Origin of the sequence: Candidatus Desulfofervidus auxilii (genome assembly GCF_001577525.1) — a bacterium.
GTDB classification, from domain to species: domain Bacteria; phylum Desulfobacterota; class Desulfofervidia; order Desulfofervidales; family Desulfofervidaceae; genus Desulfofervidus; species Desulfofervidus auxilii.
Genome location: NZ_CP013015.1, coordinates 1,172,179 through 1,198,846, shown reverse-complemented (window position 1 = coordinate 1,198,846; position 26,668 = coordinate 1,172,179). Strand labels below are relative to the sequence as shown.

At 36.9% G+C, this 26,668-nt stretch carries 22 protein-coding genes; 15 read left to right on the top strand and 7 right to left on the bottom strand.

All coding sequences use genetic code 11. The features are described 5' to 3' along the window. Nucleotides 1-42 precede the first annotated feature (42 nt). The 4 genes from HS1_RS06040 to HS1_RS06025 are packed head-to-tail and all read left to right on the top strand — an operon-like array spanning nt 43 to nt 2,799. The gene (locus tag HS1_RS06040) at nt 43-441 is read left to right on the top strand and encodes a secondary thiamine-phosphate synthase enzyme YjbQ (RefSeq protein ID WP_066062349.1); all 399 of its coding nucleotides are present in this window, start codon (nt 43-45) and stop codon (nt 439-441) included. 6 nt (nt 442-447) lie between these two features. After that, a complete protein-coding gene (locus HS1_RS06035; protein ID WP_066062346.1) occupies nt 448-1,173 on the top strand; it encodes a lysophospholipid acyltransferase family protein in 726 nt (241 codons plus the stop codon). Then, the gene (locus tag HS1_RS06030) at nt 1,142-1,897 is read left to right on the top strand and encodes an isoprenyl transferase (RefSeq protein ID WP_066062344.1); all 756 of its coding nucleotides are present in this window, start codon (nt 1,142-1,144) and stop codon (nt 1,895-1,897) included. The genes HS1_RS06035 and HS1_RS06030 overlap by 32 nt, the downstream gene beginning before the upstream one ends. Beyond that, nucleotides 1,897-2,799: a L,D-transpeptidase family protein gene (locus HS1_RS06025; protein WP_066062341.1), complete on the top strand. Its 903-nt coding sequence runs from the start codon at nt 1,897-1,899 to the stop codon at nt 2,797-2,799. Before HS1_RS06030 ends, HS1_RS06025 begins: the two co-directional genes overlap by 1 nt. Nucleotides 2,800-2,801: 2 nt before the next feature. On the opposite strand, the gene HS1_RS06020 is transcribed toward HS1_RS06025, so the two are convergent. Then, entirely contained in the window at nt 2,802-3,122 is a 321-nt protein-coding gene (locus tag HS1_RS06020; protein ID WP_066062339.1) for an alanine-zipper protein, read from the bottom strand. 755 nt (nt 3,123-3,877) lie between these two features. On the opposite strand from HS1_RS06020, the gene HS1_RS06015 reads away from it, so the two are divergent. Genes HS1_RS06015 through HS1_RS06000 form a run of 4 tightly spaced genes read left to right on the top strand, consistent with a single transcriptional unit; the run spans nt 3,878 to nt 10,321 of the window. Further along, nucleotides 3,878-5,863 carry a PAS domain-containing hybrid sensor histidine kinase/response regulator gene (locus HS1_RS06015; protein ID WP_066062336.1) on the top strand — a complete coding sequence of 662 codons (1,986 nt, stop codon included), beginning with the start codon at nt 3,878-3,880 and terminating at the stop codon, nt 5,861-5,863. A gap of 7 nt (nt 5,864-5,870) precedes the next feature. Continuing rightward, entirely contained in the window at nt 5,871-8,282 is a 2,412-nt protein-coding gene (locus tag HS1_RS06010; RefSeq protein WP_066062333.1) for a DNA-directed DNA polymerase, read from the top strand. Between the two features lie 3 nt (nt 8,283-8,285). Further along, nucleotides 8,286-9,866, top strand: coding sequence for a DEAD/DEAH box helicase (locus tag HS1_RS06005; RefSeq protein WP_066062330.1), 1,581 nt, complete (start codon nt 8,286-8,288; stop codon nt 9,864-9,866). 23 nt (nt 9,867-9,889) lie between these two features. Further along, entirely contained in the window at nt 9,890-10,321 is a 432-nt protein-coding gene (locus HS1_RS06000; protein WP_066062327.1) for a GIY-YIG nuclease family protein, read from the top strand. Nucleotide 10,322: 1 nt separating this feature from the next. On the opposite strand, the gene ahbA is transcribed toward HS1_RS06000, so the two are convergent. Next, nucleotides 10,323-10,769, bottom strand: a complete 447-nt coding sequence (ahbA, locus tag HS1_RS05995; RefSeq protein ID WP_066062324.1) for a siroheme decarboxylase subunit alpha — start codon at nt 10,767-10,769, stop codon at nt 10,323-10,325. A 2-nt stretch (nt 10,770-10,771) separates the two neighbouring features. After that, a complete protein-coding gene (gene ahbD, locus HS1_RS05990) occupies nt 10,772-11,833 on the bottom strand; it encodes a heme b synthase (protein ID WP_066062321.1) in 1,062 nt (353 codons plus the stop codon). Between the two features lie 526 nt (nt 11,834-12,359). Between ahbD and HS1_RS05985 the strand changes: the two genes are divergently transcribed. The 5 genes from HS1_RS05985 to HS1_RS05965 all read left to right on the top strand — a co-directional run bounded on the left by HS1_RS05985 (nt 12,360) and on the right by HS1_RS05965 (nt 20,109). Beyond that, a complete protein-coding gene (locus HS1_RS05985) occupies nt 12,360-13,220 on the top strand; it encodes a universal stress protein (protein ID WP_066062319.1) in 861 nt (286 codons plus the stop codon). A 658-nt stretch (nt 13,221-13,878) separates the two neighbouring features. Beyond that, nucleotides 13,879-14,514, top strand: a complete 636-nt coding sequence (locus HS1_RS05980; protein WP_066062316.1) for a TetR/AcrR family transcriptional regulator — start codon at nt 13,879-13,881, stop codon at nt 14,512-14,514. Nucleotides 14,515-14,528: 14 nt separating this feature from the next. After that, nucleotides 14,529-15,857, top strand: a complete 1,329-nt coding sequence (locus HS1_RS05975; RefSeq protein ID WP_066062313.1) for a TolC family protein — start codon at nt 14,529-14,531, stop codon at nt 15,855-15,857. Then, nucleotides 15,854-17,002, top strand: a complete 1,149-nt coding sequence (locus tag HS1_RS05970) for an efflux RND transporter periplasmic adaptor subunit (protein ID WP_066062310.1) — start codon at nt 15,854-15,856, stop codon at nt 17,000-17,002. The genes HS1_RS05975 and HS1_RS05970 overlap by 4 nt, the downstream gene beginning before the upstream one ends. Further along, a complete protein-coding gene (locus HS1_RS05965; protein WP_066062308.1) occupies nt 16,999-20,109 on the top strand; it encodes an efflux RND transporter permease subunit in 3,111 nt (1,036 codons plus the stop codon). Before HS1_RS05970 ends, HS1_RS05965 begins: the two co-directional genes overlap by 4 nt. Here the strand turns inward: HS1_RS05965 and HS1_RS05960 are convergent. From HS1_RS05960 to HS1_RS05945, 4 genes are read right to left on the bottom strand one after another with little or no spacing between them, the layout of a single operon-like run. Further along, on the bottom strand, nt 20,101-21,192 hold the full coding sequence (locus HS1_RS05960; protein WP_066062306.1) for an ABC transporter permease: 1,092 nt from the start codon (nt 21,190-21,192) through the stop codon (nt 20,101-20,103). The genes HS1_RS05965 and HS1_RS05960 overlap by 9 nt on opposite strands. Next, nucleotides 21,189-22,304 (bottom strand): ABC transporter permease, encoded by a 1,116-nt coding sequence (locus HS1_RS05955; protein ID WP_066062303.1) that lies wholly within the window; start codon nt 22,302-22,304, stop codon nt 21,189-21,191. The genes HS1_RS05960 and HS1_RS05955 overlap by 4 nt, the downstream gene beginning before the upstream one ends. Beyond that, the gene (locus tag HS1_RS05950) at nt 22,301-24,139 is read right to left on the bottom strand and encodes an ATP-binding cassette domain-containing protein (RefSeq protein ID WP_066062300.1); all 1,839 of its coding nucleotides are present in this window, start codon (nt 24,137-24,139) and stop codon (nt 22,301-22,303) included. The genes HS1_RS05955 and HS1_RS05950 overlap by 4 nt, the downstream gene beginning before the upstream one ends. Continuing rightward, nucleotides 24,136-25,206, bottom strand: a complete 1,071-nt coding sequence (locus HS1_RS05945) for an HlyD family secretion protein (protein ID WP_066062297.1) — start codon at nt 25,204-25,206, stop codon at nt 24,136-24,138. The genes HS1_RS05950 and HS1_RS05945 overlap by 4 nt, the downstream gene beginning before the upstream one ends. Before the next feature lie 62 nt (nt 25,207-25,268). Between HS1_RS05945 and HS1_RS05940 the strand changes: the two genes are divergently transcribed. Both HS1_RS05940 and HS1_RS05935 read left to right on the top strand, forming a co-directional pair. Then, nucleotides 25,269-26,342 (top strand): phosphatase PAP2 family protein, encoded by a 1,074-nt coding sequence (locus tag HS1_RS05940; RefSeq protein WP_066062292.1) that lies wholly within the window; start codon nt 25,269-25,271, stop codon nt 26,340-26,342. Continuing rightward, nucleotides 26,339-26,632, top strand: a complete 294-nt coding sequence (locus HS1_RS05935) for a PG0541 family transporter-associated protein (protein ID WP_066062289.1) — start codon at nt 26,339-26,341, stop codon at nt 26,630-26,632. Before HS1_RS05940 ends, HS1_RS05935 begins: the two co-directional genes overlap by 4 nt. Nucleotides 26,633-26,668: the final 36 nt, after the last annotated feature.

Genomic DNA, 26,668 nt, shown 5'->3' with positions numbered 1-26,668 from the left:
TGTAAAGGTAATAAATTGGCTAATTTTAAGGAGGTTAATTATATGCCGGAAGTAATTTATGTCAACACCAATAAGAAGACCCAATTTGTTGATATTACAGAAAAAATTGGCAAAATCGTAAAGGAATCAGGGATAAAAGAAGGTTTGTGTTTGATATATGTGCCTCATACTACTGCAGGGATAACTATTAATGAAAATGCTGACCCCAGTGTTCAAGAAGATATTTTAAGCATCCTCAACCAAGTAGTTCCCTGGACGGCAAACTATAAACATTTTGAGGGAAATTCTCCTGCTCATATTAAGGCTAGTATTATTGGTTCTTCAGTAACAGTGATGGTGGAAAGAGGTAATTTAATCTTGGGCACTTGGCAGGGAATTTTCTTTTGTGAATTTGATGGCCCTAGACATAGAAAAGTTTTTGTTAAATGTTTAACAGATTAGAATCCTATGCTACGCTCCTTTTTTATCTTTTTATGGATAGCCATAATAACCTGCATTCTTTATCCTCCTGCCCAAATTGCTAGCTTGTTACCCTGGACAAAACGCAATGTCCCTCATTTGATTGCCCGTTTTTGGTCAAAAACTATCCTTTGGGTAAGTGGGGTCAAGGTAAAAATTATTGGTTTAGAAAATATTGATTCCCAAAAACCTTATGTCTTTGCAGCTAACCATCAAAGTCAGTATGATATTTTCACTCTCATGGCCTATCTACCGGTTCAATTCAAATGGATGGCCAAAAAAAGCCTTTTCTATATTCCTATATTGGGCTGGGGAATAAAGGCTTGTGGAACTATTTTTGTAGATAGGGAGAGTCCCAAGGCAGCCTATGTTGCCCTTTTGAAGGCATTGGAACTTTTAAAAAAAGGTTATTCTATTGTGGTCTTTCCAGAAGGAACGCGGAGTTATGATGGCACAATAGGGTCGTTTAAATCAGGTGGTGTCATACTAGCCTTAAGGGCAGGTGTTCCTATTGTGCCAGTGACTATTATCGGGACCTTTGAGATATTACCCCGTTCAAGTAAACATATTAAACCAGGCGCAGCAATTATTGTTATTGACAAACCTATAGATGTTACGCATTATACTGAGCAGGACAAGAATACATTAGCCAATTTAGTTAGGGAACGAGTGGTTAAAAATTATGAAAAATATAAGAACACTAGGGTTATATAAACTACCCCTTCATGTGGCCATTATTATGGATGGTAATGGACGCTGGGCGAAAAAAAAAGAACTTCCCCGTATTGCTGGACATAGGGAGGGAATCAAGAGGGCAAAAGAAATTGTGGAAGTATCCCGAGAAATAGGTATAAAGGTAATTACTCTCTATACCTTCTCTTATGAAAACTGGCAAAGACCTCAAGAAGAAATAGCTGTTTTAATGCAACTATTAAAAAATTATTTGGAAGGAGAATGGGAAAATTTAGTTAAACAGGACATCCGTCTCATAGCTATCGGTGATTTAAAACTCTTGCCTCCAGATACTTATGAAGTCTTGCAAAAGGTAATTAAAAATACAGCCAAATGTCAAACTATGATACTCAATCTGGCTATAAGCTATGGTGGTCGTCAGGAAATTATTCATGCTGTTAAAGTATTGATAGAAAATGTCAAGCAAGGGAATATTAAATCTGATGAAATTAACGAAGTAATTTTCAGTCAGTATTTATGGACAAAGGGATTGCCTGACCCAGATTTTATCATTAGAACCAGTGGTGAATTCCGCTTAAGCAACTTTTTACTCTGGCAATCGGCTTATGCCGAATTTTATATTACACCTATTTTATGGCCTGATTTTAACCGTTTCCAATTTATAGAGGCCTTGAAAGAATACCAAAGGCGAGAACGTCGGTTTGGTAAAATTTCTGAACAATTTAGGGAAAAGGATAGAAAATAATGAAGTGGGTAGATTTTCTATGTTTCTTTATTTTTATCCCTTCTCTGGTATATGGGAGTGGGGCCTATTCATATAGGATGCCAAAAGGGAAAATGGATCCCCAAGCATTAACTGTAATAGGGGTTTACCAAAAGCATCAGATTGAAGAAGGAGAAACCATGCTTGACATTGCTAGATACTATGACCTTGGATATCAAGAGTTGATGTTGCTTCATTCCCAAATAGACCCTTGGTTGCCCTCAGTGGGAAAAACTATCATAATCCCTACACGCTGGGTTTTACCATTCTTTTATAAAAAAGGAATAGTATTAAATATTCCTGAATTCCGGCTTTTCTTGTATTTACCCAAACAGGGTCTGGTAAAAACATACCCTGTTGGCATTGGTGTCCAAGAATCTCCCACTCCCTTTGGCAACTTCAAGGTCTTAGACAAAAAGACAAATCCTACTTGGGAAATCCCACCTGGTTTACGAGATAATTACCAAGGAAGAACCTTTATCCCACCTGGTCCAGATAATCCCCTAGGAAGTTTTTGGATAGGATTAGGGAATGGCTATGGTATCCATGGAACCAATTCTCCTTGGGGAATAGGAAGACTAGTTAGTCATGGTTGTATCCGGCTTTATCCTGAAGATATAAAAGAGCTTTTTCGCCTAGTGAAAATAGGAATGCCTGTAAAGATTATATATCAACCAGTAAAGTTTGGATTTGAAAAAGGGAGGATTTATGTAGAAGTCCATCCTGACATTTATAACAAAATAGGGAATTTAACTAAATATGGTATTGAAAAAGCTATTTCTTTGGGCCTTGGAGAGAAAATAAACTTCTCTTTTCTCCACCAGGCCCTCAAAGAAAAAAAAGGTATTCCGCTAGACATAACAAGAAGGAGCACAAATCAATAGTATTATTTCCTTAATCCTTTTTCAAATGTTCTTTCACACTTTTCGGCACATCTTTCGGCTTTCACTGCCGCTGCTTCAGCTTTGTTAGCACACTCACAAGCCTTTTCCGCACAAGAGCAAGCCTTTTCCGCAGCTGCTTGAGCCTTAGAAGCAGCTGTCTCTGCTTTATTTGCTGCAGCTTCAGCCTTTGCAGTTTCCTCTTGGATGGTTTTTATGGCCTCTTCATACTTTTTAGTAGGAAAACAACACCCTCCCAACAAAGAAACCACAAACACAAAAAGAGAAACACCAATCAAAAACCTGCGCCATCTAAAGTCCTCCATTAGGAACCTCCTCCATAAAAATTTATAAAAATTAAGCCAATTATAAAGTATTGTTTTCAAAAAAACAAGTAGAAAAATAACCCAACACAGGACTTCGTCAAAGTAATTTTAACGGAGATCCAAATGTTAAGCGCAATGGCTCAATGCAGAATGCAAATTGAAAAATGCAAAATCGCCTTCTGTCAAATTGGAACGTTAGCACGTTTACACGTTTGCACGTTAGAACGTTGGGACGTTAGAATTGGGAATTAGGAACTGGGAATTGGGAATTTCTATTTTCTATTTCCCGTTTCCCTTTCCTTCTTTATGCAGGTTTACAAAGTTGTAAGTTAGAAAGTTTGCAAGTTAACACGTTGGAACTGGGAATTGGGAATTTCTGTTTTCCGTTTTCTATTTTCTTAACTGTATTTTGTAGGTTAGACCCCAATTCCACTACATTTGGCTATTTCATTCCCTCACTATTTCACTACTCACTGATTTAATGTTTTGGCATTTAGACATTTGGATTTTATTTTGGCATTTGGATTTTTTTAAATTACTTATGGCCTGACTTTAATGTAGCCCTGAGGTTGGAATTATATCCCATTGACAAAAAATTGATTGCTTTGTAATTTTTTATTTAGGTTATAGGGGCTACCTTCTTTTTAGGATTTTTTTCTGGAGGACAACTCTCTCTTTAAGAGATAAAGTGTGCATTTCCTAAAGAAATATGATAAAAAGTTCCCTTTATTAGAAAGTTCAGGAGGTCTCCATTAATGGTCAAAAAAACATCTGATGAAGAATTAGAACAAAAGGACGAGAATTTAAAGGAAAAAATCGCTAAACATAAACAGGCACAGGAAGTGTTACAAGAGAGGGAAAGGTGGTTTAGGTTCTTCTTTGAATCGGCACCGGAATTTATATATATCATTGACACCAAGGGCAATATACTTCAAACAAATGATGCTACCTTAAAAGTCAGTGGATATTTACAAGAAGAAGTTCTCGGAAAATGCATTTCTGATTTTTTTACCTTGACCTCCAAAAAGATATTTGACGAACAGTTTCCTATTTTACTTGAAAGAGGACACCATCGGCAAGAAGTGGAGTTCATTTGTAAGGATGGAAAGATTATAATACTAGATTGCTCAGTTTCTGCTTTGCGGTATGAGGTTGGAGATATCATGGGTTTTATGGTTTTTCAGCAAGATATCACCCAACGTAAGCAGGCAGAAGAGGCATTAAGAAAATCTGAGGCAAAATACCGCGAACTCATCTTTCGGATAAATGAGGGATTTGTTGCCATTGACGAAAAGGGATATATAACATTTGCTAATCCCCGTTTGTGTGAGATGATTGAATATAGCGAGGTGGAGTTGATTGGTAAGAACATAAGAGAATTATTTGATGAAAAGAATCGGGAGATATTAGAAAAAGAACTTGCAAAGCGTCGCCGAGGTGAACCATCACAATATGAACTCACATGGACTACAAAATCAGGCAAAAAAGTTCCCACTCTGATGTCGGCATCACCTATATTTGAAAATTGGGTTTATCGTGGAAGTTATGCTGTAGTCACAGATCTCAGTGAAATAAAGCGTGCCCAAGAAGAAAAGAAACGTCTTGAAGCCCAACTTCATAAAATCCAGAGGATGGAGTCTCTAGGAACTTTGGCAGGAGGGATTGCTCATAATTTTAATAACCTCCTTATGGGCATTTTGGGAAATATTTCTTTAATCCTCCTTAATAAGAATCCCAGCCACCCTGATTATGAAAAATTGAAAAACGTTGAACATCTTGTTCAAGAGGGAGCAAAGTTGAGCCAAGAGCTTTTGGACTTTGCCAGAGGGGGTAAATTTCAGGTGGAACCTACTGACTTAAATAAGGTGGTAAAGAGAAGTTCTGATATGTTTGCTCAGACTAAAAGGCAAATTAAGATTTATACTAAATTTCAAAAAGATATTTGGACAGTGGAAGTAGATGTGGGGCAGATAGAACAGGTGCTTTTAAATCTCTATATCAATGCCTGGCAGGCCATGCCTGGAGGTGGAGAGTTATACCTTGAAACTCAAAATATCACTCTTGATGAGAATTATGTGAGGCCATTTAAGGTAAAACCTGGTCCATATGTGAAGATCTCTGTGACGGATACCGGTGTTGGTATGGATGAAACAACCAAACAAAGAATATTTGAACCATTTTTTACCACCAAAGAAGGAAATCGGGGTACGGGATTGGGCCTAGCTTCTGCTTATGGAATCATCAAGAACCATGGTGGTATTATCACTGTATACAGTGAGAAAGGTAGAGGAACTACTTTTAACATTTACTTTCCCGCTTCTGAAAAAGAAGCCATAAAGCAGGAGAAATTAGCAGAAGGGGTGTTAAAAGGTGGTGAAACTATTCTTTTTGTAGATGATGAAGAAATGATAATTAAGACAGGCAAGGAGTTGTTAGAAACCCTAGGATATAAAGTCTTAATAGCCAAAAGTGGTAAGGAGGTTATTGAGATCTATAGAGCGAAAAATGAACAAATTGATATGGTCATCTTAGATACGGTTATGCCAGATATAGGTGGTGGAGAGATATACGATATGTTAAAAAAAATAAACCCAGACATAAAGGTTCTCCTTTCTAGTGGATATAGTATGAATGATGAAATAAAAGAAATATTGGAACGTGGATGTGATGGTTTTATCCAGAAGCCTTTTACTTTGAAGGAATTATCACGAAAAATCAGAAAGATTTTGGATAAGGAATAAATTTGTCATGAAAATAAGGTTCTTTCTTTTAGATATAGATTATATTACTGAAAAGAAAGGTTTAAAGATAAGACTTTGGGGAAAGACTGCCGATGGTAAAAATGTGGTTGTCTTTGTGCAAAGTAATCCCTATTTTTTTGTCTTTCCTAAGGATATTAAAAAGGCTCAAAAAGATATAGAAGAAATTCTTAAAGGGAAAAATATTTCAGTCAAAGGGATTGAAAAAATAGAAAAAAAATTAAATGGAGAACTAAAAGAATTTTTAAAAATCACTTGTTTCCTCCCTCAACATACTCAAAAAATAAGGGATTTTATTAAAGTCTTAGAAAAGAATAGAGGGGGTACGGGTTCAATTATTGAAGAATATGAATATAGCATAAATTTTTATCGTAGATTTTTAATGGATAAAAGAATTGATGGAAATTGCTGGCTGGAGATAGAAGGAGAAAAGCTAAATACCAATTATAAGGTGGATTTGGCTTTAAATGCTAAAAAAATAAAGGTTTTAGAGGATATATCTATTCCTGAACTTAAAATTTTGGCCTTTGATATTGAAACATCAGAAATAGCTGGGGAAAAGCAGATAGTAATGGCTTCATTTTATGGAAAGGCGTTTAAAAAAGTAATTACTGACCAAAAGTCAGATTATCCTGATTGGGTTGAGGTGGTCAAAGACGAAAAAGAACTTCTTCAAAAGATAGTAAAGACATTCAATGAATATCTTCCAGATATTATAGTTACATATTATGGTGATTCTTTTGATTTTCAGGTGTTAATGGATAGATGTCAATCAAATAAGGTAAAATTAATAGTTTCTAGGGATAAGACCGAAACAAAGTTTACCCGAAGAGCAAGAATAAGCTCTGCCAGGTTGAATGGAATAGTGCATTTAGATATTTTTAACTTTATAAGCAATATTTTATCTCCCAGTCTTCAAACAGAAGTTTTGAGCTTGGATGCCGTTTCTAGTGAACTTTTGGGAGACAAAAAAATTGAGGTGGATTATCAAGAAATGCTTGAGGCCTGGAGAAAGGGAAAAAATTTGAGCAAATTGGCTGAATATTGTTTAAAAGATGCTGAGCTTACTTATAGATTGGCTGAGATTTTGTTACCTCAAAACTTTGAAATTACAAAAACTGTGGGGCAAATCCTGTTTGATGTTTCCAGGATGACCTATGGACAGTTAGTAGAATGGTATCTATCCAGAAAGGCCAGTGAGAAAAATGAAATCATTCCCAATCAACCTAAATATGAACAAGTTCTTAAAAGAAGAAAAATCACTTATATCGGTGGCTTTGTAAAAGAACCTCTGCCTGGTATTCATGAAAAGATTGCTATTTTAGACTTCAGGTCTCTTTATCCCAGCCTAATTGTCAGTTTTAACATCTCACCAGAAACCTTAAATTGTGATTGTTGTGAAGAAAATGGTCATAAAGTTGCAGGATTAAATTATTGGTTTTGTCAGAGAAAAGAAGGGTTTATTCCCAGTGTGATAAAAGAATTAATTGAAAAAAGGAGTCAGATAAAAAAGAAATTAAAGGAAACAGAAAAAACTTCTTTGGAATATAAGGTTCTTTACAATAGGCAGTATGCTTTAAAGATTATTGCCAATGCTACTTATGGGTATTTTGGATTTGCAGGTTCCAAATGGTATTCTAAGGAATGCGCTGAAAGTTGTAGTGCTTTGGGAAGATACTGGATAAAAAAGACCATCGAAGAAGCAGAGAATAAAGGGTTTGAGGTAATTTATGCGGATACGGATTCTTTGTTTTTAAAGACCAAAGATGGAGACATAAAACAGGCTACAGAGGCGTTTTTGGATTATATTAATGAGAAATTCCCAGGTATGTTGGAACTCGACCTGCAGGGATATTATGAAACAGGCATTTTTATTCCCAGAGGAGCAGCCCCAGGGACAGCCAAGAAAAGATATGCCTTAATAGATAAAAAAGGAGAGCTTTTGATCAGAGGGTTAGAAACAGTGAGAAGGGATTGGTGTAACTTGGCCAAGGAAGTCCAGAGGAAAGTATTAGAATTTGTATTAAGGGATAAAGATATAGAGATGGCTAAGCAATATGTGAAAGAAGTAGTTGAAAACATAAAACAAAAACAAATTCTTTTGAAAGACTTAATTATTTATGAAGAATTAACTAAACCTATTGAGACCTATAAACAAATAGGGCCTCATGTGATGGCTGCTAAGAAATTAAGAGAAAGAGGCATGGAAGTAGGGGAAGGGATGTTAATTATGTTTATTATCACTAAAGGACAAGGCTCTATTTCTCAAAGGGCAGAACCAGTTGAATTTGTCTCTTTAAAGGAAATAGACAGCGATTATTACATTTATCATCAAATACTGCCTGCTGCCTTAAGAGTACTTCAGGTTTTGGGAGTGAGTGAAAAAGACTTAGTTTCTTAGAAAGTGAACAAATTAACTCCTACTGTTTCTCTAAAAACTAGTCTTAAAAATACTTGGTCTGTGTTTTTTGGTGGCTTTAGAAGATTAACTCCTATCCAAGAGGCTACCATCCCTCACATTCTAAAAGGAGAAAATGTCATAGTCTGCTCGCCCACTGCCACCGGTAAGACAGAGGCCGTGATAGTACCTTTGATAGAAAGATTAATACCTCAAAAAACAAATGCTTTAATCTTGCTTTATATCGCTCCTACCCGTGCCCTGCTTAATAATCTTTTAGTCCGTCTGGATTTGGGATTTAAAAAATGTGGTTTTAAAGCCATTGTGAGGACTGGCGATAAACCCTATTTACCTAAAAATCCTTTCCAGGTGCTTTTTACTACCCCAGAATCCTTGGATTCTCTTTTATGTAGACAAAAGAAAATCTGGAGGCATATTCAAGCCATAGTAATAGATGAAATCCATTTTTTAGATAATACTTATAGAGGCGATCAGCTTCGTATACTTTTAAGAAGGCTTTTAAAAGAACACTTAAAAACAACACCTCAGTTTGCTGCCCTTTCTGCTACTCTGTATAACCCAGAAGAAGTAGGAAAGAGATATTTCAGTCCTGTGCAGGTTATTCAGACAGGTCAGCCACGTCTACTTAAATTCTATCTTTTTAAAGATTGGGATAAAATTATAAATCTTTTAAAGAAAAAAAAGTGGCACAAGGCCATTATATTTTGTAATCGCCGTAGAGATGTAGAAGAGCTTTATTTACAGTTATCTCAATATTGGCCAAAAGAACGTTTGCTCATGCATCATGGCAGCCTATCTCGACGTCTGCGTGAAGAAACAGAAATATTATTAAGACAATGGCGCTGGGGAATTTGCATTTGCACTTCCACCCTAGAAATAGGGATTGATATTGGTGATTTTGATGTAGCCATTTGTTACTACCCTCCACCCACACCCTCCGCTTTTCAACAAAGGATTGGACGAGCTTCTAGGCAAAAGGAATATCAGGTAGCTATAGGTTTTTATGAGGAGGAAACAGAAGCAGAGTGTTTTAATCTTTATGCCTCTTTAGCTCATAAAGGTATAGTAGAATCTATGAATTACCTTCCTGACTTTTCGGTAGTAGTGCAACAAATTTTTTCTATTCTTTTTGCACATCCAGCGGGTTTAAAATTAGAACAGCTTTTTTATCTTCTATCTCCCTTAGCTCCAGAGGAAATTATAGAAAAAATTATAATTCATCTTTCAGAAAAAAGCTGGATAGAACAAATTGGAAAAAATTTTAGGGCCTCTGAAAAACTCATGAATATGGGAGAGAAGGGGCTAATTCATTCAAACATTCCTAATACCAAAGAATTTAAGGTGATAGAAGCTACAACCCAAAAGTCTATTGGCGAAATCACCACTCAGGCTACAAAAGGCCACCGTTTTATCTTAGCTGGTAAGGTGTGGGAAGTAATAAATATTAAAGGAAAGAACCTTTTTGTCCGTTTAGTGACCCATAAACCTACCATTAAAGTTTTTCATAAGCGGTTTTCAAGGGGGGCTTTTACTCACTTTTTACCGCCGGAGTTGACAGAAGCTTAAAAATGTCTTACTAAAGGTAAGTTATGGAAGGTATTCCTAGACAAAAAGGAGTTTATTCTCTCCTTTTTGAACTTCCAAAAAAGAAATTTATTCCTATAGGAAAGTTAGGAGGATTTTTATTTAAACCTGGTTTTTATGCCTATATTGGTTCAGCCCAATGTGGATTGAGAATGCGTTTAAAGAGACACATAAACCACAAAAAGAAGAAATATTGGCATATTGATTATTTAACAGAGAAGACTAAAATTCAAGCAATAGTGTTTTCCATTACAGCAGAAAAAATTGAATGTAAAGTAGCTCAAGTACTTTCACAGCGGTTATCCTGTTTTCCTGGCTTTGGGGTAAGTGATTGTGATTGTGAAAGCCATCTTTATTATTGTCCTCATTTTGAAAAACTCAAAAAAGAAGTAATGAATGCCTTTTCTCCCTCTCTATGTATGTTTATTGAACTGTAATTTACACCTTAAAATTTACCTTAATCTTAAAAGTTTTGGTAGCTGGGAAATTATATATTTCATGAACACCTGTTTCTTTTTTAATCTCCTCTAATGCCTCTTCTATTTCATCCATAGTGGGTGCGATAAAGGTAAACCAAATATTGAATTCACTCCGACGTAAGTAATTGTGGGTTACACCTTTATACCGATTGACTACTTTGGCAAACTCAGCAATTTTTTCCTTTGGCACTTTGGCAGCACATAAGGTGCTCACAAATCCCAGTTTATCTGAATTAAAATTGGCTCCAATGCGCCTAATATAACCTTTTTCCTTTAAATTTTTTACCCGTTTTAATACCTCCTTTTCAGAGAGACCCAGCTTTTTCCCTATCTCAGCATAAGGCTGAGAGATAATAGGAAAGCGGGTTTGTAACTCATTTATGATTTTGCGATCAATAGCATCCATATCTACTCCTTTATCCCTTTTGGTCTATACAAACACATGGGCTCTTGAGCCAAATAATCTCCAGTGATAGCATATGCCCTGGCACGACAGCCACCACATACCTGCCAGTATTCACAATTACCACATTTACCTTTATATTGTTTTTTGTCCCTTAGTTTATTAAATACTTCAGAATCATGCCAGATTTTAGAAAGGGGTTCTTTTCGCACATGCCCACATTCTACTTCTAAATAGCCACAGGTCTGCACTTTACCTGTAGAATCAATAAAACAAAATCCCATTCCTGCCAAACAACCTCTGGTTACTGCATCTAGACCATAAGTTTCAAAGGTTACCTTCTTATTTTTCTCTTTTGCCTTTTGTCGTAAAATACGATAATACTGAGGTGCACAAGTAGCTTTTACCTGTATAAGCTGTTTTTCTCGCTGCTCTACTAGCCAAGTCAAAACCTCCTCATATTCCTGGGGTGTAATCACTTCTTCTTTAAGGGCACTGCCCCTGCCCATAGGTACCAATAAAAAGATATGAAAAGCCACTGCTCCTAGTTCAACAGCCAAATCAGAAATAGCAGAAATTTGATTTAAGTTCGTTTTAGTAACAGTGGTATTTATTTGGAAATCAAGCCCTCCTCTTTTCAATGCCTCAATCCCAGCCATTGTATGGTCAAAGGCTCCTTTTACACCTCTAAACGTATCATGGGCTTTGGCTGTAGCTCCATCTATACTCACACTCACCCGCTTTATACCCACTTTTTTTAACTCTTTTACCCAGATGTCATCAAGCAAAGTGCCATTTGTGGCCAACACCATTCTTAAACCCTTCTCAGTGCCATAGGCAGCTAGGTCTAAAACATCTTTTCGCATTAATGGTTCGCCACCAGTTAAGATAATAATAGGTTGAGCAAAACTAGCAATATCATCCAGAATTTTCTCTGCTTCTGAATGGTTTAACTCATCTGGAAGAGATTTAGTAATGGCCTTGGCCCGACAGTGCTTGCAAGCCAGATTACACGCCTTGGTTAGTTCCCACGCCACTAAACGAAGAGGAGGAATTTTATTTTTCATAAAGATTCCCCGGTTAAAAATCAAGCTACTTTAATCAAGGGATTATTTACACCAATTTTATTAATAAATCAAATTTTTTATTAATTTTAAGCTTATTTAAACAGCAAGAAAGTCTTAACAACCTATTAAAAAGTGCTTCCTTATAATTCCTATAAGAATGAGGTGGTTTGAGAGGTATTTTTTTAAGAATAATAACAAATTTTGGAGGTAATTAATTTCTTGACATTTTATAACATTTGGGATATTCTAGGTAGAAAATGGGGTTTATTTTATACTTGTTTTTCACTAACAGTGAGAAAAAGTGTTATGTTTATCTAACAGAAGAATGTATAAAATATAATCAATGGGAATTTACTTTTAGGTGATTTTGTGTCTTATGCTTATTCTTTAGAAAAGTCACTCTTGGGAAATTTCAGAGATTTCAAAGATGTCATGAAATCTATGTTATTTTTTGGGTAAATAGTCTTTATGGGTAACATAATTAGGGAAAAGCCCTGTAACAAATAATATAATTGGAGGATGAAAAATGAATAAAGAAACTTGTAAAATGTGTCCTTTAGGTAAGCATGAAAAAATTCTTGTGGCCATAGACGTCTCAGAATACACCGAGATGGTAGCTAATCAGGCATTAAACCTTTCTGGTTATTGTCGTAGCACTCTTTTTGCACTTACTGTAATAGAAATAAGTCCCGAATCGATGGCTATGGCTGGGAGCTTGCCCTTTGTGGAAAAAATGGATAAGGAGGCAAGAACAACCCTTGATAAAATAAAGGCAGAAGCTGAAAAGAGAAATGTAGATTGTGAAACGTTTGTTCGTCATGGATTACAACCTCATCGGTATATTGTTGAAATGGCTGAAGAAAAGGAAGTTGATGCAATAGTTATAGGGACCCATGGGAGAACAGGTCTTAAAAAGCTCCTCATGGGAAGTGTAGCAGCTAGGGTTATAGGTTATGCTCCGTGTTCTGTCTTAGTAGTGCCATTGAAGGGTGCGGTTTCTCTTAAAAATATACTGGTAGCTACAGATGGCTCAAAATATAGTGAAGCAGCGGTAAAAGAAGCAATAAATATTGCTAAAGCTTGTCCAAGTGCTTTTACAGTTATTTGTGTGGTAAAACCTGGAAGACCGTCCGAATACAGAGAAGAAGCTGAAAAAATCGTAAATCAAGTAAAGCAGGAAGCATCTCAGGCAGGCATAGAGGCGGAGGCCATTGTTCAAATTGGAGAACCTCATGAAGTTATTGTTGAAGTAGCCAAAGAGAAAAATGTAGGGACAATTGTAATGGGGAGACACGGGAGGACAGGTCTTAAAAAGCTCCTTATGGGTAGTGTTACAGAAAGAGTGATTGGATTTAGCCCTTGTGGTGTGTTGGTAGTGCCTAGTTAGTAATTGAAATCAGGGATAAAATACTCTATCCCTGATGATTATTTTAAAATTTTTTCATAGAGATGAGGATAATTTGTCCTGCCGTTGGGCAGGACAGGCAGGTGAGTTTTCTTATTAGTTAAGGGCTGCGGTCAATGGAGGAGCTTCTTTTGATGTTTGTCATTTCACCTTTTAGGTGACAGTAATACATCAAGGTTAACTTTCACCAACCTATTTATAGCTTTTTAAAAAGTAGATTTGGTTGAAGGGAAAAAATTTTTTCCTTAATTATTAAGCTTAAAAATATTAAAGAGGAAGGCAAAGAAGAAGTTTTTCTTTAAGAGACTATTTTCTGTCAAGCCTGTCTGCCCCTGCCCGACGGCAGGCGGGCCTGCCCGCAGGCAGGCGGGGACAGGCAGGGAGGCGAGCACTCCTTGACAGCCCCAGCCCTAAATAAAATATTTGTATAGTTGCGGTCAGTTTTTTGACCGCAACCTTAAAAATGATTTTCATACTGTGCGTAAGGTCAGTTACTACATTTGACCGTTTTTTTAAAGTTATTACTATTTTGAGGAGCTTATCTTTCTTTTCGGAAAGCTTCTGAAAATCCTGGCAATGTTCAAGAATAAAACTATTGACATTTTAGAATTATTATTCTATTTTAGAAAAAAAATTCCAAATGGAAAATTTAAATTCTAAAGATTTGTTAGGACGAAGGGAGCAAGAAAGACGCTGGCGGCGGCAGTATATCTTGAATGTGGCTGAGCGTTTATTTGCGCAAAAAGGCTACCATCAAACTACCATGGCTGAAATTGCCAAGGCATCAGAATTTGGTATGGCCACCATTTATCAATTTTTTAAGAGTAAAGATAAAATTTACCTTACCTTATTACATGAAAAGATAGATTTGTTATTGAAGCTTATTAAACAAGCCATAGAGGAGGCGCAAACCCCACTAGAGAAAATTAAGGCTATTATCCAGGTAAAACTAAAATTTTTCCAAAAAAATCGTGATTTCTTCAGGATTTATGCCTTACATAGACAAAATATAGTTGTTTTACTTAGAGAAGAATTAGGTAAAAAAATAGATGAAAAATATCAGGAAGGACTATCTACATTAGCTCAGATTATAGAGGAAGGTATTTCCCAAGGGGAGTTTAAAAGATTTCCTCCTAAAGAAATGGCTGTTTTAATTAGTGGAATGATCCAAGCCTTTATTCACGAGTGGATAAAGTCAGAAGAGGAGGTTCAATTGACCTCAAAACTACCCATAATTTTGGATTTTCTCTTTTATGGCCTAAAGGGAAAAATATAACAAAGGAGAGGGCGATGATAAAAAAATTTATGATAACCCTTGTTTTGGGTGTGCTTTTCCCCATTTTAGTTCATGCTGAAATGCTGGATTTAAAAACCAGTCTTGATATGGCCCTGAAAAACAACTTGCTCATTCAAGAAAAACTGGCCCAAATTAAGGCTGCTAAAGAAGGGGTAAAGATGGCCAGAAGTGAATTTTTACCCAAATTGGAGACCAGTTATTCTTACACCAGGTTAAAAGAATCACCTTATGCCATCTTTAGAGAAATGCCTGGACAACCTCATATTATTATGGGTCCAGAGAATAATTACACCTGGGACATTCAATTTAGCCAACCTATTTTTACCGGTTTTTATCTAAGCAGTCAGTATAAATTGAGCAAATTGGGTGTAGATATAGCTCACTTAGAAAGGATAGAGGCTGAGCAAGAAGTCATAAAACAGGTAAAGGTAGCTTATTTTCAGGTGCTTTTGGCAGGGAAATACAAAGAAGTAGCAGAAATAGCAGTAAAAAATCTAGAAGCCCACCTTAAAGATGCCCAGGCCTTATATGATGCTGGTATCATTCCTATGAATGACTTACTTAAGTCAAAGGTGGCACTTGCCAATGCTAAACAGGATTTAGTCAGGGCAAAAAACAACTTACAAACCGCCATCTCTAACTTTAATATTATTTTGCGTCTGGATGTCAATCACCCCACCAGAATCAAAGATATATTGAACTATCAGCCTTTAAAGTTGAATCTCAACTATGCCCTAAAAATAGCCATTAAAGAAAGGCCTGAACTGAAGCAAATTGCCAAACAGTTGGAGCAGATGGAGGCCCAAGTCAAGATGGCTAAGTCTCAATATTACCCTCAACTAGCTATGGTAGGAAAATATGAGCGGATTGGTAATCATCCCAATGTGGATGGAAATGGTTACCAAAATCCAGATCAATTCTATCTTACCTTACAGGCAAAGTGGACATTTTTTGAATGGGGAAAGACAAAGGCCCAGGTAAAAAAATTAAGGTGGCAAAAAGATGCCTTAGAGAAGACATTGAATAGAATAAAAGACCAGGTCAGACTACAGGTAAAAACCGCCTATTTAAACCTGAAAGAGGCAGAAAAAAATATTGAGACCGCCAGAATTTCTGTAAGACAGGCCAAAGAAAATTACCGTATCACAAATTTACAATATAAAAATCAGGTTACTACCTCTACTGAAGTCTTGGATGCTCAAACACTGCTTACTCAGGCACAAAATAATTATTATGGAGCCCTCTATCGTTATAACACAGCCATTGCACAATTGGAAAGGGCCATAGGAAAGGCGGTCAATGTTCAAGGAGAAACTTTATGAAAAAACTACTTGTGGGGCTGATTTTAGTAATAATTGGGCTAGGGGTTAGCTATCAGGTCTATAAGCTTTATCAACGCTCCCAACATAGGGAGAAAAAATTAGAGGTTAAAGTGCCAGTGAAGGTAAGCAAAGTCCAACATAGGCAGATGACTTGGAAGCTGAATCTGATTGGCAATATAAAACCAAAACAAGAAGTGAATGTGTATCCCAAAATTGTAGGGGAGATTTTAGAAAAATTATTGGTAGAAAAAGGTGATAGGGTAAAAAAGGGACAACTAATCGGAGTCATAGAAAAAGAAACCATCACGGCTAAATTAAATCAGGCAAAGGCCGCCTTGAATGCAGCCAGGGCAAACCTGGCTCAAATAGAGGCAAATCTTAAAAGTATAGAAAAAGACTATAAACGCATAAAAAGGCTCTATAATGAAAAGGCCGTATCTAAACAAAGATTAGACCATATCACTGCTCAGTATGATGCTACTTTGGCAGCTAAAAAATCAGCCCTAGCTCAGATTAAACAGGCAGAGGCCACTTTAAAAGAAGTGCAAATTCGTTATCATGACCATACCATTTACGCCCCTATCTCTGGCGTTATTACTGCCAGATATGTAGATGAAGGGGCCATGATGGATATAAAAAAACCCATAGTAAGGATTACCGATGACAGCATAGCAAAGGTGAATGTAGCTATAAATGAAAAAGATTTACCTTATGTAAAAATCGGTCAGATTGCTTATATCAAAGTAGATGCCTATCCAGATAAGGTCTTTAAAGGAGAAGTAAAAGTCATTAATCCTAGAATTGACCCTGTTACCCGCACTGCCCTTATAGAAATACATATTCAAAATCCTAAACGACTATTGAAGGCAGGTATGTTTGCCCATGTAAATTTAATTTTAGGTAAAAAGCTGGTTTTGGCTGTACCTAAAGATGCCTTACAAAAGATGCCAGCTACTGGAGTGTATTATTTGTTTGTGGTTGATAAAAATAAAATCGCCCATATGAGAAATGTTAAGACAGGTATATCTGAAGGCAATTTTGTAGAAATAATTAAAGGTCTTAAGAGAGGAGAGTTAGTAGTAACTTATGGACAAAATCGTCTGAAAGAAGGTTTGGCAGTGGAGATAGTGGGAGAACAGACATGAAGCTACCAGAATTTGGCGTAAAAAGACCGGTAGCCACCCTTATGCTGTTTTCTGCCTTAATCCTTATGAGTGCTGTGGCCATCTTTAAATTGAAGATTGACCTTTTTCCTGAAATTGAACCCCCTGTAGTCAGTGTGCTTACCTATTGGCCAGGGGCAAGTGCCGTGGATGTAGAAAAAAATGTAACTAAATATCTGGAAGACCAGTTGGTTACAGTGAATAACTTAGATGAACTTACCTCCAAGTCTATTGACAACCTTTCTTTAATTCAATGTAAGTTTGAATGGGGCACAGATTTAGATACCGCCAGCAATGACATTCGGGATAAGATAGAGTTGGCCAAAAGAGACCTGCCTGAGGATATTGAAAAACCGGTATTATTCAAATTTAGCAGTGCTACTGCCCCAATTCTTTTTATGACCATTACTGGCCCTCAATCCTGGCCACGCCTTTATCATATTGCAGACAAGATAATAGGGGATGAATTAAGACGGGTGCCAGGAGTAGGAGCCATTGTATTTTATGGCGGGGAGAAAAGGCAGATAAATGTCTATTTTGACCTGGCAAGGCTCAAGGGATATCATCTTTCCCCTTCCCAGGTGAAACAGGTTTTAAAGGCAGAAAATCTGGATATTCCCTGTGGGACAATAAAACAGGGCAAAAGGGCCTATTTTATAAGAATTCCTGGAAAATACAAAAATGTGCAAGAGATGAGAAACACCATTGTAGGCTATTATCAGGGTAAACCTGTTTATCTAAAGGATGTAGCCCATGTGGAAGATGCCTTTAAAGAACATATTATGATGGGATGGGGTGATGCAAAGCCAGCTATTGTGATGATGTTACAGAAACAAACTGGAAAAAACACCGTAGAGGTAGCTGACAGGGTAAAGAAAAAGCTAAAAGAAATCAAAAATATATTGCCAAGTGATGTAAAGGTTAGTATTGTAGAAGACAATTCAGAATATATTCGCACTGCCTTAAATGAATTAAAGACCACTCTTTTACAGGCCATTTTTTTAGTGATTCTGGTGGTATTTGCCTTTTTGTTAAATATAAAAAGTGGCATTATTGTGGCCTTGACCATTCCTTGCTCCTTAATCATTTCTTTCCTTTTGCTTTACTTAGGTGGCTACACCATCAATGTTATTTCCCTTATGTCTGTGACCATTGCCACAGGCATGGTAGTGGATAATGCCATTGTAGTCATTGAAAATATTACTAGACACATGGAAAGAGGCAGTTATCCTCATATTGCCTCTATTTATGGCACTTCAGAAATGGGCATGGCCATTTCTGCCTCTACTTTAACCACCATTGTTGTATTTGTGCCTTTAATGTTTGTTACAGGTATTACGGGGATTGTGTTTAAGCAATTGGGATTTGTTATCACCGCTACTTTACTAGCTTCTCTTTTTACCGCCCTGACCTTTACCCCCATGCTTTCTTCTAAGATTTTAAAACAGGGGCCAAAGGCTAAAAATCTTTTCACACTTAAAATGAAGGCTGCCCTTGATTGGCTGGATGAAAGATATAAAAGATTAATTACTTGGGCGCTTCATCATAGAAAGACGGTCATTTTTATTGCCCTTTTAATCTTTATCCCTACTTTATTTATGACCAAAATCATTGGCACTGAATTCATGCCTGAGCCAGATGCAGGGTTTGTCAGCATCAGCCTTCGCCTGGCTGAAGGCACAAGGCTTGAAGAAACTGCCAGCATAATAGAACAAATAAATAAATGGATTGCCAAGGAAGTAAGACCAGAGGAATTTCGTCATAGCTATGGATTTGCTGGGCAGACAGAAAAGGGATATGGTGAGGCGCTGGGCTTTGAAGAGGGCAGTAATTGTGGGGAGGTGGGTTTAAAACTAGTAGATAAAGACAAAAGAGAGCGTTCGGCCAAAGAGATTGCCAATATTTTAAGGCAGCATACAAAACAGATTCCAGGTGTAAGTCGTATAAAGGTGATTTCCACCAATCCACTGATGTCTATTTTAATGGGAGGCACAAAGCCACTGGTGATTGAGGTGTTAGGAAGGGATCTAGGACAGGTGCTTAAGGTAGCTAATAAAATAAAGAAAATTACTGAAGAAACACCAGGGGCAGTGGATGTCAGCCTTTCTTTTAAGCCCAAAAGGCCTGAGACCTGGGTAGAGATTGACAGGAAAAAGGCTACTAGCTTGGGATTAAATGTGGCCATGATTGCCGAACAGGTAAGAACCTATTTTTATGGCCATAAGACCACAAAGTTTAGGGATGTTGGTGAGGATTATGATATTTTTGTGAGGCTTACAGAGAGAGACAAAAATAAACTAGAAAACCTGCCCAATGTGCCCATTTTTACTACAGATGGGAGGATGATACTCTTAAAAAATATTGCAAGAATTGAAGAAACCATGGGTATGACAGAGATAGATAGAAAGAATAGACAAAGAATTGTTAGTGTAGAGGCAGATACTTATAAGCGTTCACTGGGTGAGGTGACCAGAGATATAAGGAAAAGGCTTAAAGAATTGAGTCTTCCATCAGGCATTACTATTAAATTTGGTGGATATGTTAAAGAGCAAAAAAAATCATTTAAGGCCCTGACGCAACTTCTCATTTTAGGCATTATTCTTACCTATATGGTTATGGCCTCCTTGTATGAAGGATTTTTAGACCCATTTATTATTATGTTTTCTGTCCCCTTTGCCTTTACAGGCGTTATCTGGGCATTTTTATTAACAGGCACAGTCTTAAATATTATTACCTTTATGGGCATCGTCATGCTAGTAGGTATTGTGGTAAATAATGCCATTGTGCTTCTGGACTATGTGCATCTATTGCAAAAAAGAGGATTGTCCTTATTTGAGGCCATTACTGAGGCAGGCAGATCAAGATTAAGGCCCGTTTTAATGACTACCATTACCACTATTTCTGGGATGATACCCCTGGCCTTAGACAGGGGTGTAGGCTCAGAGATCTGGAATGCCTTAGGTATCACCGTAATTGGTGGACTCTCCATCTCTACTTTAATTACCCTGATACTGGTGCCCACTCTATATTCCATAGGAGAAGAATGGCGAGAAAAAAGGGGCATGGGTGTAGGGAGTAAATTAAAATAGCCTTCTTAATTTATATCCAGTCAAAATAAACAATACACTGCCTAAGAAGGTTAGCCCCAATAGATTTGGCCAGAGATAGGAAAGTCCTACCCCTTTTAAGATAATACTATAGCTAGCATCTATATAATATTTAAGGGGGGAAAGATAGGTTAATGGACGTAACCAGTCTGGCATGGCCTCAATAGGTGTCCAAGAACCTGAAAGAAAAAGGGTGGGCATAAGGACAATGGCACTTAATTGTGATACTTGAAGCATATTTTTAGAAACAGCGCCAATAAATAGACCAAAGGCAGAGGTAGTGAAGACAAAAATTAAGGTAAAGAGTAAAAATAATAGAAAGCTCCCACAAAAAGGGACATGAAGTATGGGTTTTATAATTAAAAACACACTCAGAATCACGCCTATAATAATGATTCCAGCCATCACCATCACCTTGGCCAGCATAAACTGAAAAGGCCGAAGGGGAGAAATAAGAAGCATTTCTATATTTCCCATTTCCTTTTCTCTTACTAGGGCCGCTGCAGGCAAAATAAACACCAGCATCACCATCACAGTCAGTAGCTCTGAAATGCCCATAAAATACCGGCTATTCATATTGGGATTAAAAAATACCCTAGTTTTTGCCTCTGCCAAAGGCAGTCTTTGTTTTTGCATTCCTTCTAAGGCATAATTGATAAAGATTTGGCTGGCATAGCCTGAAAAGAGATAGCCCATAAGGGCCTCAGAACCATTGATTAACAACTGAATCTTTGCCCTATATTTCTTAAGATGCTTTGAGAAATTATGGGGGAGGCAAACCACTCCCATGGCCTGGTCTTTAAGCAATACTGTGTCTATTAAGTCATCATCTTGCAAATAGCCTTCAAATAAAAACCAAGGAGAAACCAATTGAGAAACAATCTCACGACTGGCTACACTCATATCCCTATCATACACAAAAAACTTGGCATTTTTTAAAGAAAGGTCTATCCCTACACCGGCCAGATAAATATCCAGAGTAAAAAAATAAATAACCAATATAACTAATCCTTTGTTTCTAATAAACTGCAAGAATTCTTTTTTCAAAAGGGATAAAAATCTCATGTCTCTCTCTTTTTAAAGAAATGAATGGCTAATCCAAAATAAGTTAAATAAAATATCAAAATTGCCAAAATATGAGGAAGGATTATTTTTAACCCAGCAGCCTTTAAAAAAAGTGCCTTAGTGATACTCAATCCATAATAAGGAGGGAAAAGATGGGCAAAGAAATAGGCATCTTTAGACATAGAGCTTACTGGCACCAGATATCCTGAATAAAGAAAACCAATAATGATATTGATCAGCAAACTGCCCAGTAAGGCCACTACCTGAGTATTTACAAAGCACGAGATAAGGAGTCCTTGAGCAGTAGAGGCCAAAATATAAATAAAGGAGCAAAATAAAAATAAAAAGAAATTCCCCTTAAATGGCACTTGAAAAAGAAGAATGGATAGAAGAAATATAATAAAGAAATTTACCATAGAGATAGTTACTGCAAATACCTGTTTCCCCAAAAGGAATTCAATTTTTGTAATGGCAGATGTCCAGATGTTATAAATAGAGCCCCTTTCCTTTTCCTTTACTATCAGAAGTGAGGCAAATATGGTAGGACTGATGCTTAAAATAATAGGAATAAGGCCACAGACCGTAATATTTCTCTCTTTTAAATTCTCATTAAACCAGTAACGGGTCTCTATTTCTAAAGGTAATTTTTTCATTGTTTTACTCAGTCGTTCTAAGTTAAAACCATTGATAATGCTTAAGGCATAGGTCTTGGAAACAGAGGCACGGGTGGGAAAACTGCCATCAATAAGCACCTGGACCTCTGAGGGGAAGCCCCTTTTTAACCTCTGTTCAAATTTAGGAGGAATGACCAAGCCAAACCTCAGTTTACCTGCCAAAATGCCATGTTCAAGCCCTTTGACATTAGGCAGAAAGCCTTTAAAATCAAAATACTCTCTATTTTCCATAAATTTATAACAGAGTTCTCTAGAAGCTGGGGTTTTATCCTGATTTACTATAGCCATAGGCACATTTTCTATATCTAAGGCTAGACCATAGCCAAAGATAAGCATAATAATGGTGGGCATAGCAAATACCACTACCCGAGAAATCTTATCCCTATAAAATTCTTTCCATTCTCTGATATAAATGGATTTTATCTGTCTAAATCTCATTTTTCTTCAATCAAATATACAAATACATCCTCCATAGTGGGATAGGCTTCTTTTAAGTCAGAGATTTTTAATCCCTGGGGAGAGAAAATTTCATTAAACTCATTAAAAGTAAAAGACCTTTTGCTATACAAACGAATGCCATTTTCATAAAAACTGGCATAAAAGCCATTTTTTTGTAATACATCCAGGGCAGTTAAAGGATTATCCATTATTATCTGGTATATATGCCCTATTTTATGTTTTATTTCTTCCTTGAGTTCCCGTGGTTTTCCTATGGCAATGGCCTCTCCTTTATCCATTAAGCACACCCGGTCACAATATTCGGCTTCATCCATGTAATGAGTAGAAACCAGCAAAGTCACGCCTGCTTTTTTGGCCAACATATGAATAATCTCCCAGAACATCTCTCTTTCTATAGGGTCAACTCCAGAAGTGGGTTCATCTAAAAATATCAGGGCAGGATTGTGGACAACAGAACACATAAGTGCTACCCTTTGTTTTATTCCCAAAGGGAGCTTAGCTGTCTTTTCATCTTTTACTTCCTGGAGCTTCATGGTCTCAATAGCCCATCTGATTCTTTCTTTAAGTGCAGAAGCAGGCATTTTATAAATATGCCCGTAGAGTTCTAAATTTTCATATACAGTTAAGTCCTTATAAAGAGAAAAATGCTGGGACATATAACCAATGTGTTCTTTTATTCTTGCAATATCCCTTTCCCCGGCTATCAAAAAATCTCCACTTGTATGCGGAAGCAATCCACAAAGCATCTTTATTAAGGTGGTCTTACCTGCGCCATTAGGACCTAAAAGTCCGAATACCTCTCCACCTTTTATTTCAAAAGAAATCTCCTTTACCGCGGTAAAATCACCAAATTTTTTAGTCAATCTATTCACTTCTACGGCATTTTTAGGTATTTTTTCTTTTAAGCTAAAAGGAATATCAATTTTCATCTTTTCTGCCTTTTCTAGAGTTAAAAACACATCTTCCAATGTAGGCTCCACCCTTTGGGGCATAAATGGAAGCGTGTTTTCCTTAATTTTCTTTTCACTCAAAAACCTTAATGTGTCCCCTTTAATCCTTATATGTCTGAATTTCTCTTTGACTAGAGGATAAACCCTTTCTATATCTTCCTGCATCTCATACACTATATCACAATGAAACTTTAATTCCTCTGCTGTTCCTTTAGCTACAAACTTACCCTCCATCATTAGGGCCAGATGAGAAAAACGCTCTGCTTCATCCATATAAGAGGTAGAAATAATAGCTCCAATCTTTTCTTCTTTAACAAATTTTATAATCAATTGCCATAAATCCCTTCTTGAAACAGGGTCTATGCCTGTGGTGGGCTCATCCAGGATAATAAGCTCTGGTTTATGAATTAAGGCACAGCAAATGCCCAGCTTTTGCATCATCCCACCAGAGAGTTTTTGGGCCTCTCTTTTCTGAAAGGGAAGGAGGTGAGTGGTTTCTAAGAGTATTTTTTTTCTATATTCTAATTCTTCTTCAGGCAAATTATGTAAACTGGCAAAAAACGCTATATTTTCCTCCACAGAAAGGGTAGGATAAAGATTCAAACCAAGTCCCTGGGGCATAAAGGCAATCTTTGCCTTGGCCTTTTCTGCCTCTTTTTCTTTTTTAAAATCCTTTCCCAGCACTTCTACTTTACCTTCATCAAAGCTCATTACTCCAGCTATGATCTTCATCACTGTTGACTTGCCTGCCCCATCTGGACCTATAAGGCCAAAGAGCTCCCCTTTTTTTACTTCAAAGCTTACTCCTCTTACGGCTTCTATTTTTTTAAATTGTTTTTTTAACTCCTGAACACGGACAATCATGGGGTCTTTATCTTGATGTAGCCATCGGCGGGCATACCTGGTTTAAGTAAATAATGAGGATTTTCTTTTAAATAGAGCTTGACTGCAAAGACTTGTTTTACCCGTTCTTCCTTGGTTTGCACCTCTTTAGGGGTAAACTCTGCATACTGGCTAATATAACCTACATAGGCAGGAAAACGCCTTTTAGGAAAGGCATCTACTACAATATAGGCCGGGGTATTTAAACTAAACTTTCCTATTTGAGTCTCAGGCACATAACCTTTAAGATAAAGGGCATCAAGGTTAACAACGGTAACAATTGGAGTGCCTGCAGGCACTACCTCACCAGGCTCAACTATTTTTACAATTACTGTGCCTCTACAGGGAGAAGTAATAATGGTATCCTCAAGATAAGACTTAATTTCATTGATCACTGCTTCTGCCTGTCTTATCTGTGATAGTGCCGATTTATAGGCATTCTCCTTTGCTCTGATGGTTTGTTTTAAACTCTCTATCTCTGCATCTTTGGCCTTTACCTGAAGCCAGCCCTTTTGAGCTACCTCATATCGGGCAAGACTTATGGTATATGCCTCTTTCACTCTCTCAAATCTTTCTTGAGCAATAACACTCTTTTGCCACAATCTCTTAAATCGCTTAAAATCCGCCTCTTTTTTCTCTAATGTGGCTTTGGTAATCTTTATTTGAGCCTCTACCTGTTTAACCAAATAATTCCTATTAGTTTTAGACGCTTTAAGCTGTTTTTTATAATGATTTAATTCTTTTAAAACAGCCTCGGCCTGGGCCTCTGTGCTTTTCTTAGCAGCTAAGGCCTGATTTAATCTAGCCTTTAAATCCTTGGCATCTAAGATGGCAATAACCTGGTTTTTCTTTAAAAACTCTCCTTCTTTTACTCTTAATTCATTTACCCTTCCTGCCACCTTTGTGCCCACATCCACTTCATCTCCTTCAATGCGGCCACTGACATAAATCACTCCTTTTTCTTTTGAAGGAAAAAGAAAAAAATAAGAAAAAATACCTATTATGATGAGAAACAAAAATCCAATAAGAAAATATTTTTTATGTTTCACTGAGTTATTTAACAATAAATTCCCAAGCTTGACAAGCTTTGAATTTAAGATAAGAAAACAACATGGAAAAGATACCTACACCTGTTTTAGACAAAATAGCAAGAAAGTTAGGGCACCCCAATTTTGAAGACATGACTCGACATCATTTAAACCCATTGCATATATATGCAAAGTTGATAGATTTAGGCATTGATGAGAAACAGGCCAGGGAATTCGCAGAGTTTTATGAAAAGTTATATTACAATAAGACCCACAAGAAAATATCAAAATGGAAAATGGGAACTTCTTTATATACTAAAACTATGCCCATTCATATTGTATCCTTTATTTATGTTGGTCTTATGGCCATAATTACCTTTGTTTTTAAGCAGAATATTCCTTTGTGGCAAAATTATTTAGTAGTTTATCTTGGCTATGCTGCCTTTGTAATCATTATTACCCGTGTAGTTAAAGGGTTTTCAAACCCTATTTTGGAATTCATTGCTATCATGTATCCCTGGTTTTCTGTGCCCAATTTTTATGAATTATTACGTCATTATATCCATGCCGTCTTTCCTTACCTACTTGACCCCTTTATTCATCAATTTGAATTGGCTATCTTTGGTATCCATCCTACAGTTTACCTTCAACGATTTGCCACTCCATTACTTACAGAAATCATGTCTTTTGGCTATTTCTCTTATTATTTAATCTTTCTTTTTCCTCCCTTTATTTTTTATTTTTTCAGGCGTCAGGGGGCATCCCCTCTTATTTTTGGTATGAGTCTAGCCTATTATTTTTGCTTTATCCTTTTTGTCTTAATCCCTGTAGCAGGCCCTAGATTCACCCTTGCAGATAAATATACAGTACCGCTTGTAGGTTATTTTTTGCCTGAAATCCAGGCCAGGATGATGGCCAAGTTTGCCTTAAGAGGGGCCGCCTTCCCTTCATCTCATGTGGCGATGGTCATGGCTTCTTCTTTTATTGTTAAAAGGTACATGCCTTGGCTTTTTAAAATAATTTTTCCTCTATCCATTATGGTCGCATTAGGAGCAGTGTATGGAAGGTATCATTATGTCACAGACGTGGTAGCAGGTGGTATCGTAGGGATAGTTAGTGCTTTAATAACCTATAAGGTTTATCAGGAGAACATATGAAAGCCATTTTGATTTTTTACCACGTGGAATACGATGAAGATTTAATGGCTATTTTAGAAAAAACAGGGATAAAAGCTTACTCCCGATTGGAACGAGTTTTGGGAAAGGGCAAACATTCTGAACCCCGTCTGGACACCTCTGTCTGGCCAGGATTTAACAGTGCTTTAATCATTGCTACGGAGGAAGAAGAAAAGAGAGAGAAATTTCTGGAAGAACTAAAGAAATATACTAATAAGCTCAAAGGGAAAGGCATTTGTGTCTTTATTTTACCATTGGAAAGAATTATTTAAAACCACTTAATTCCACTCTTCTGAGGTTTTCCAAAA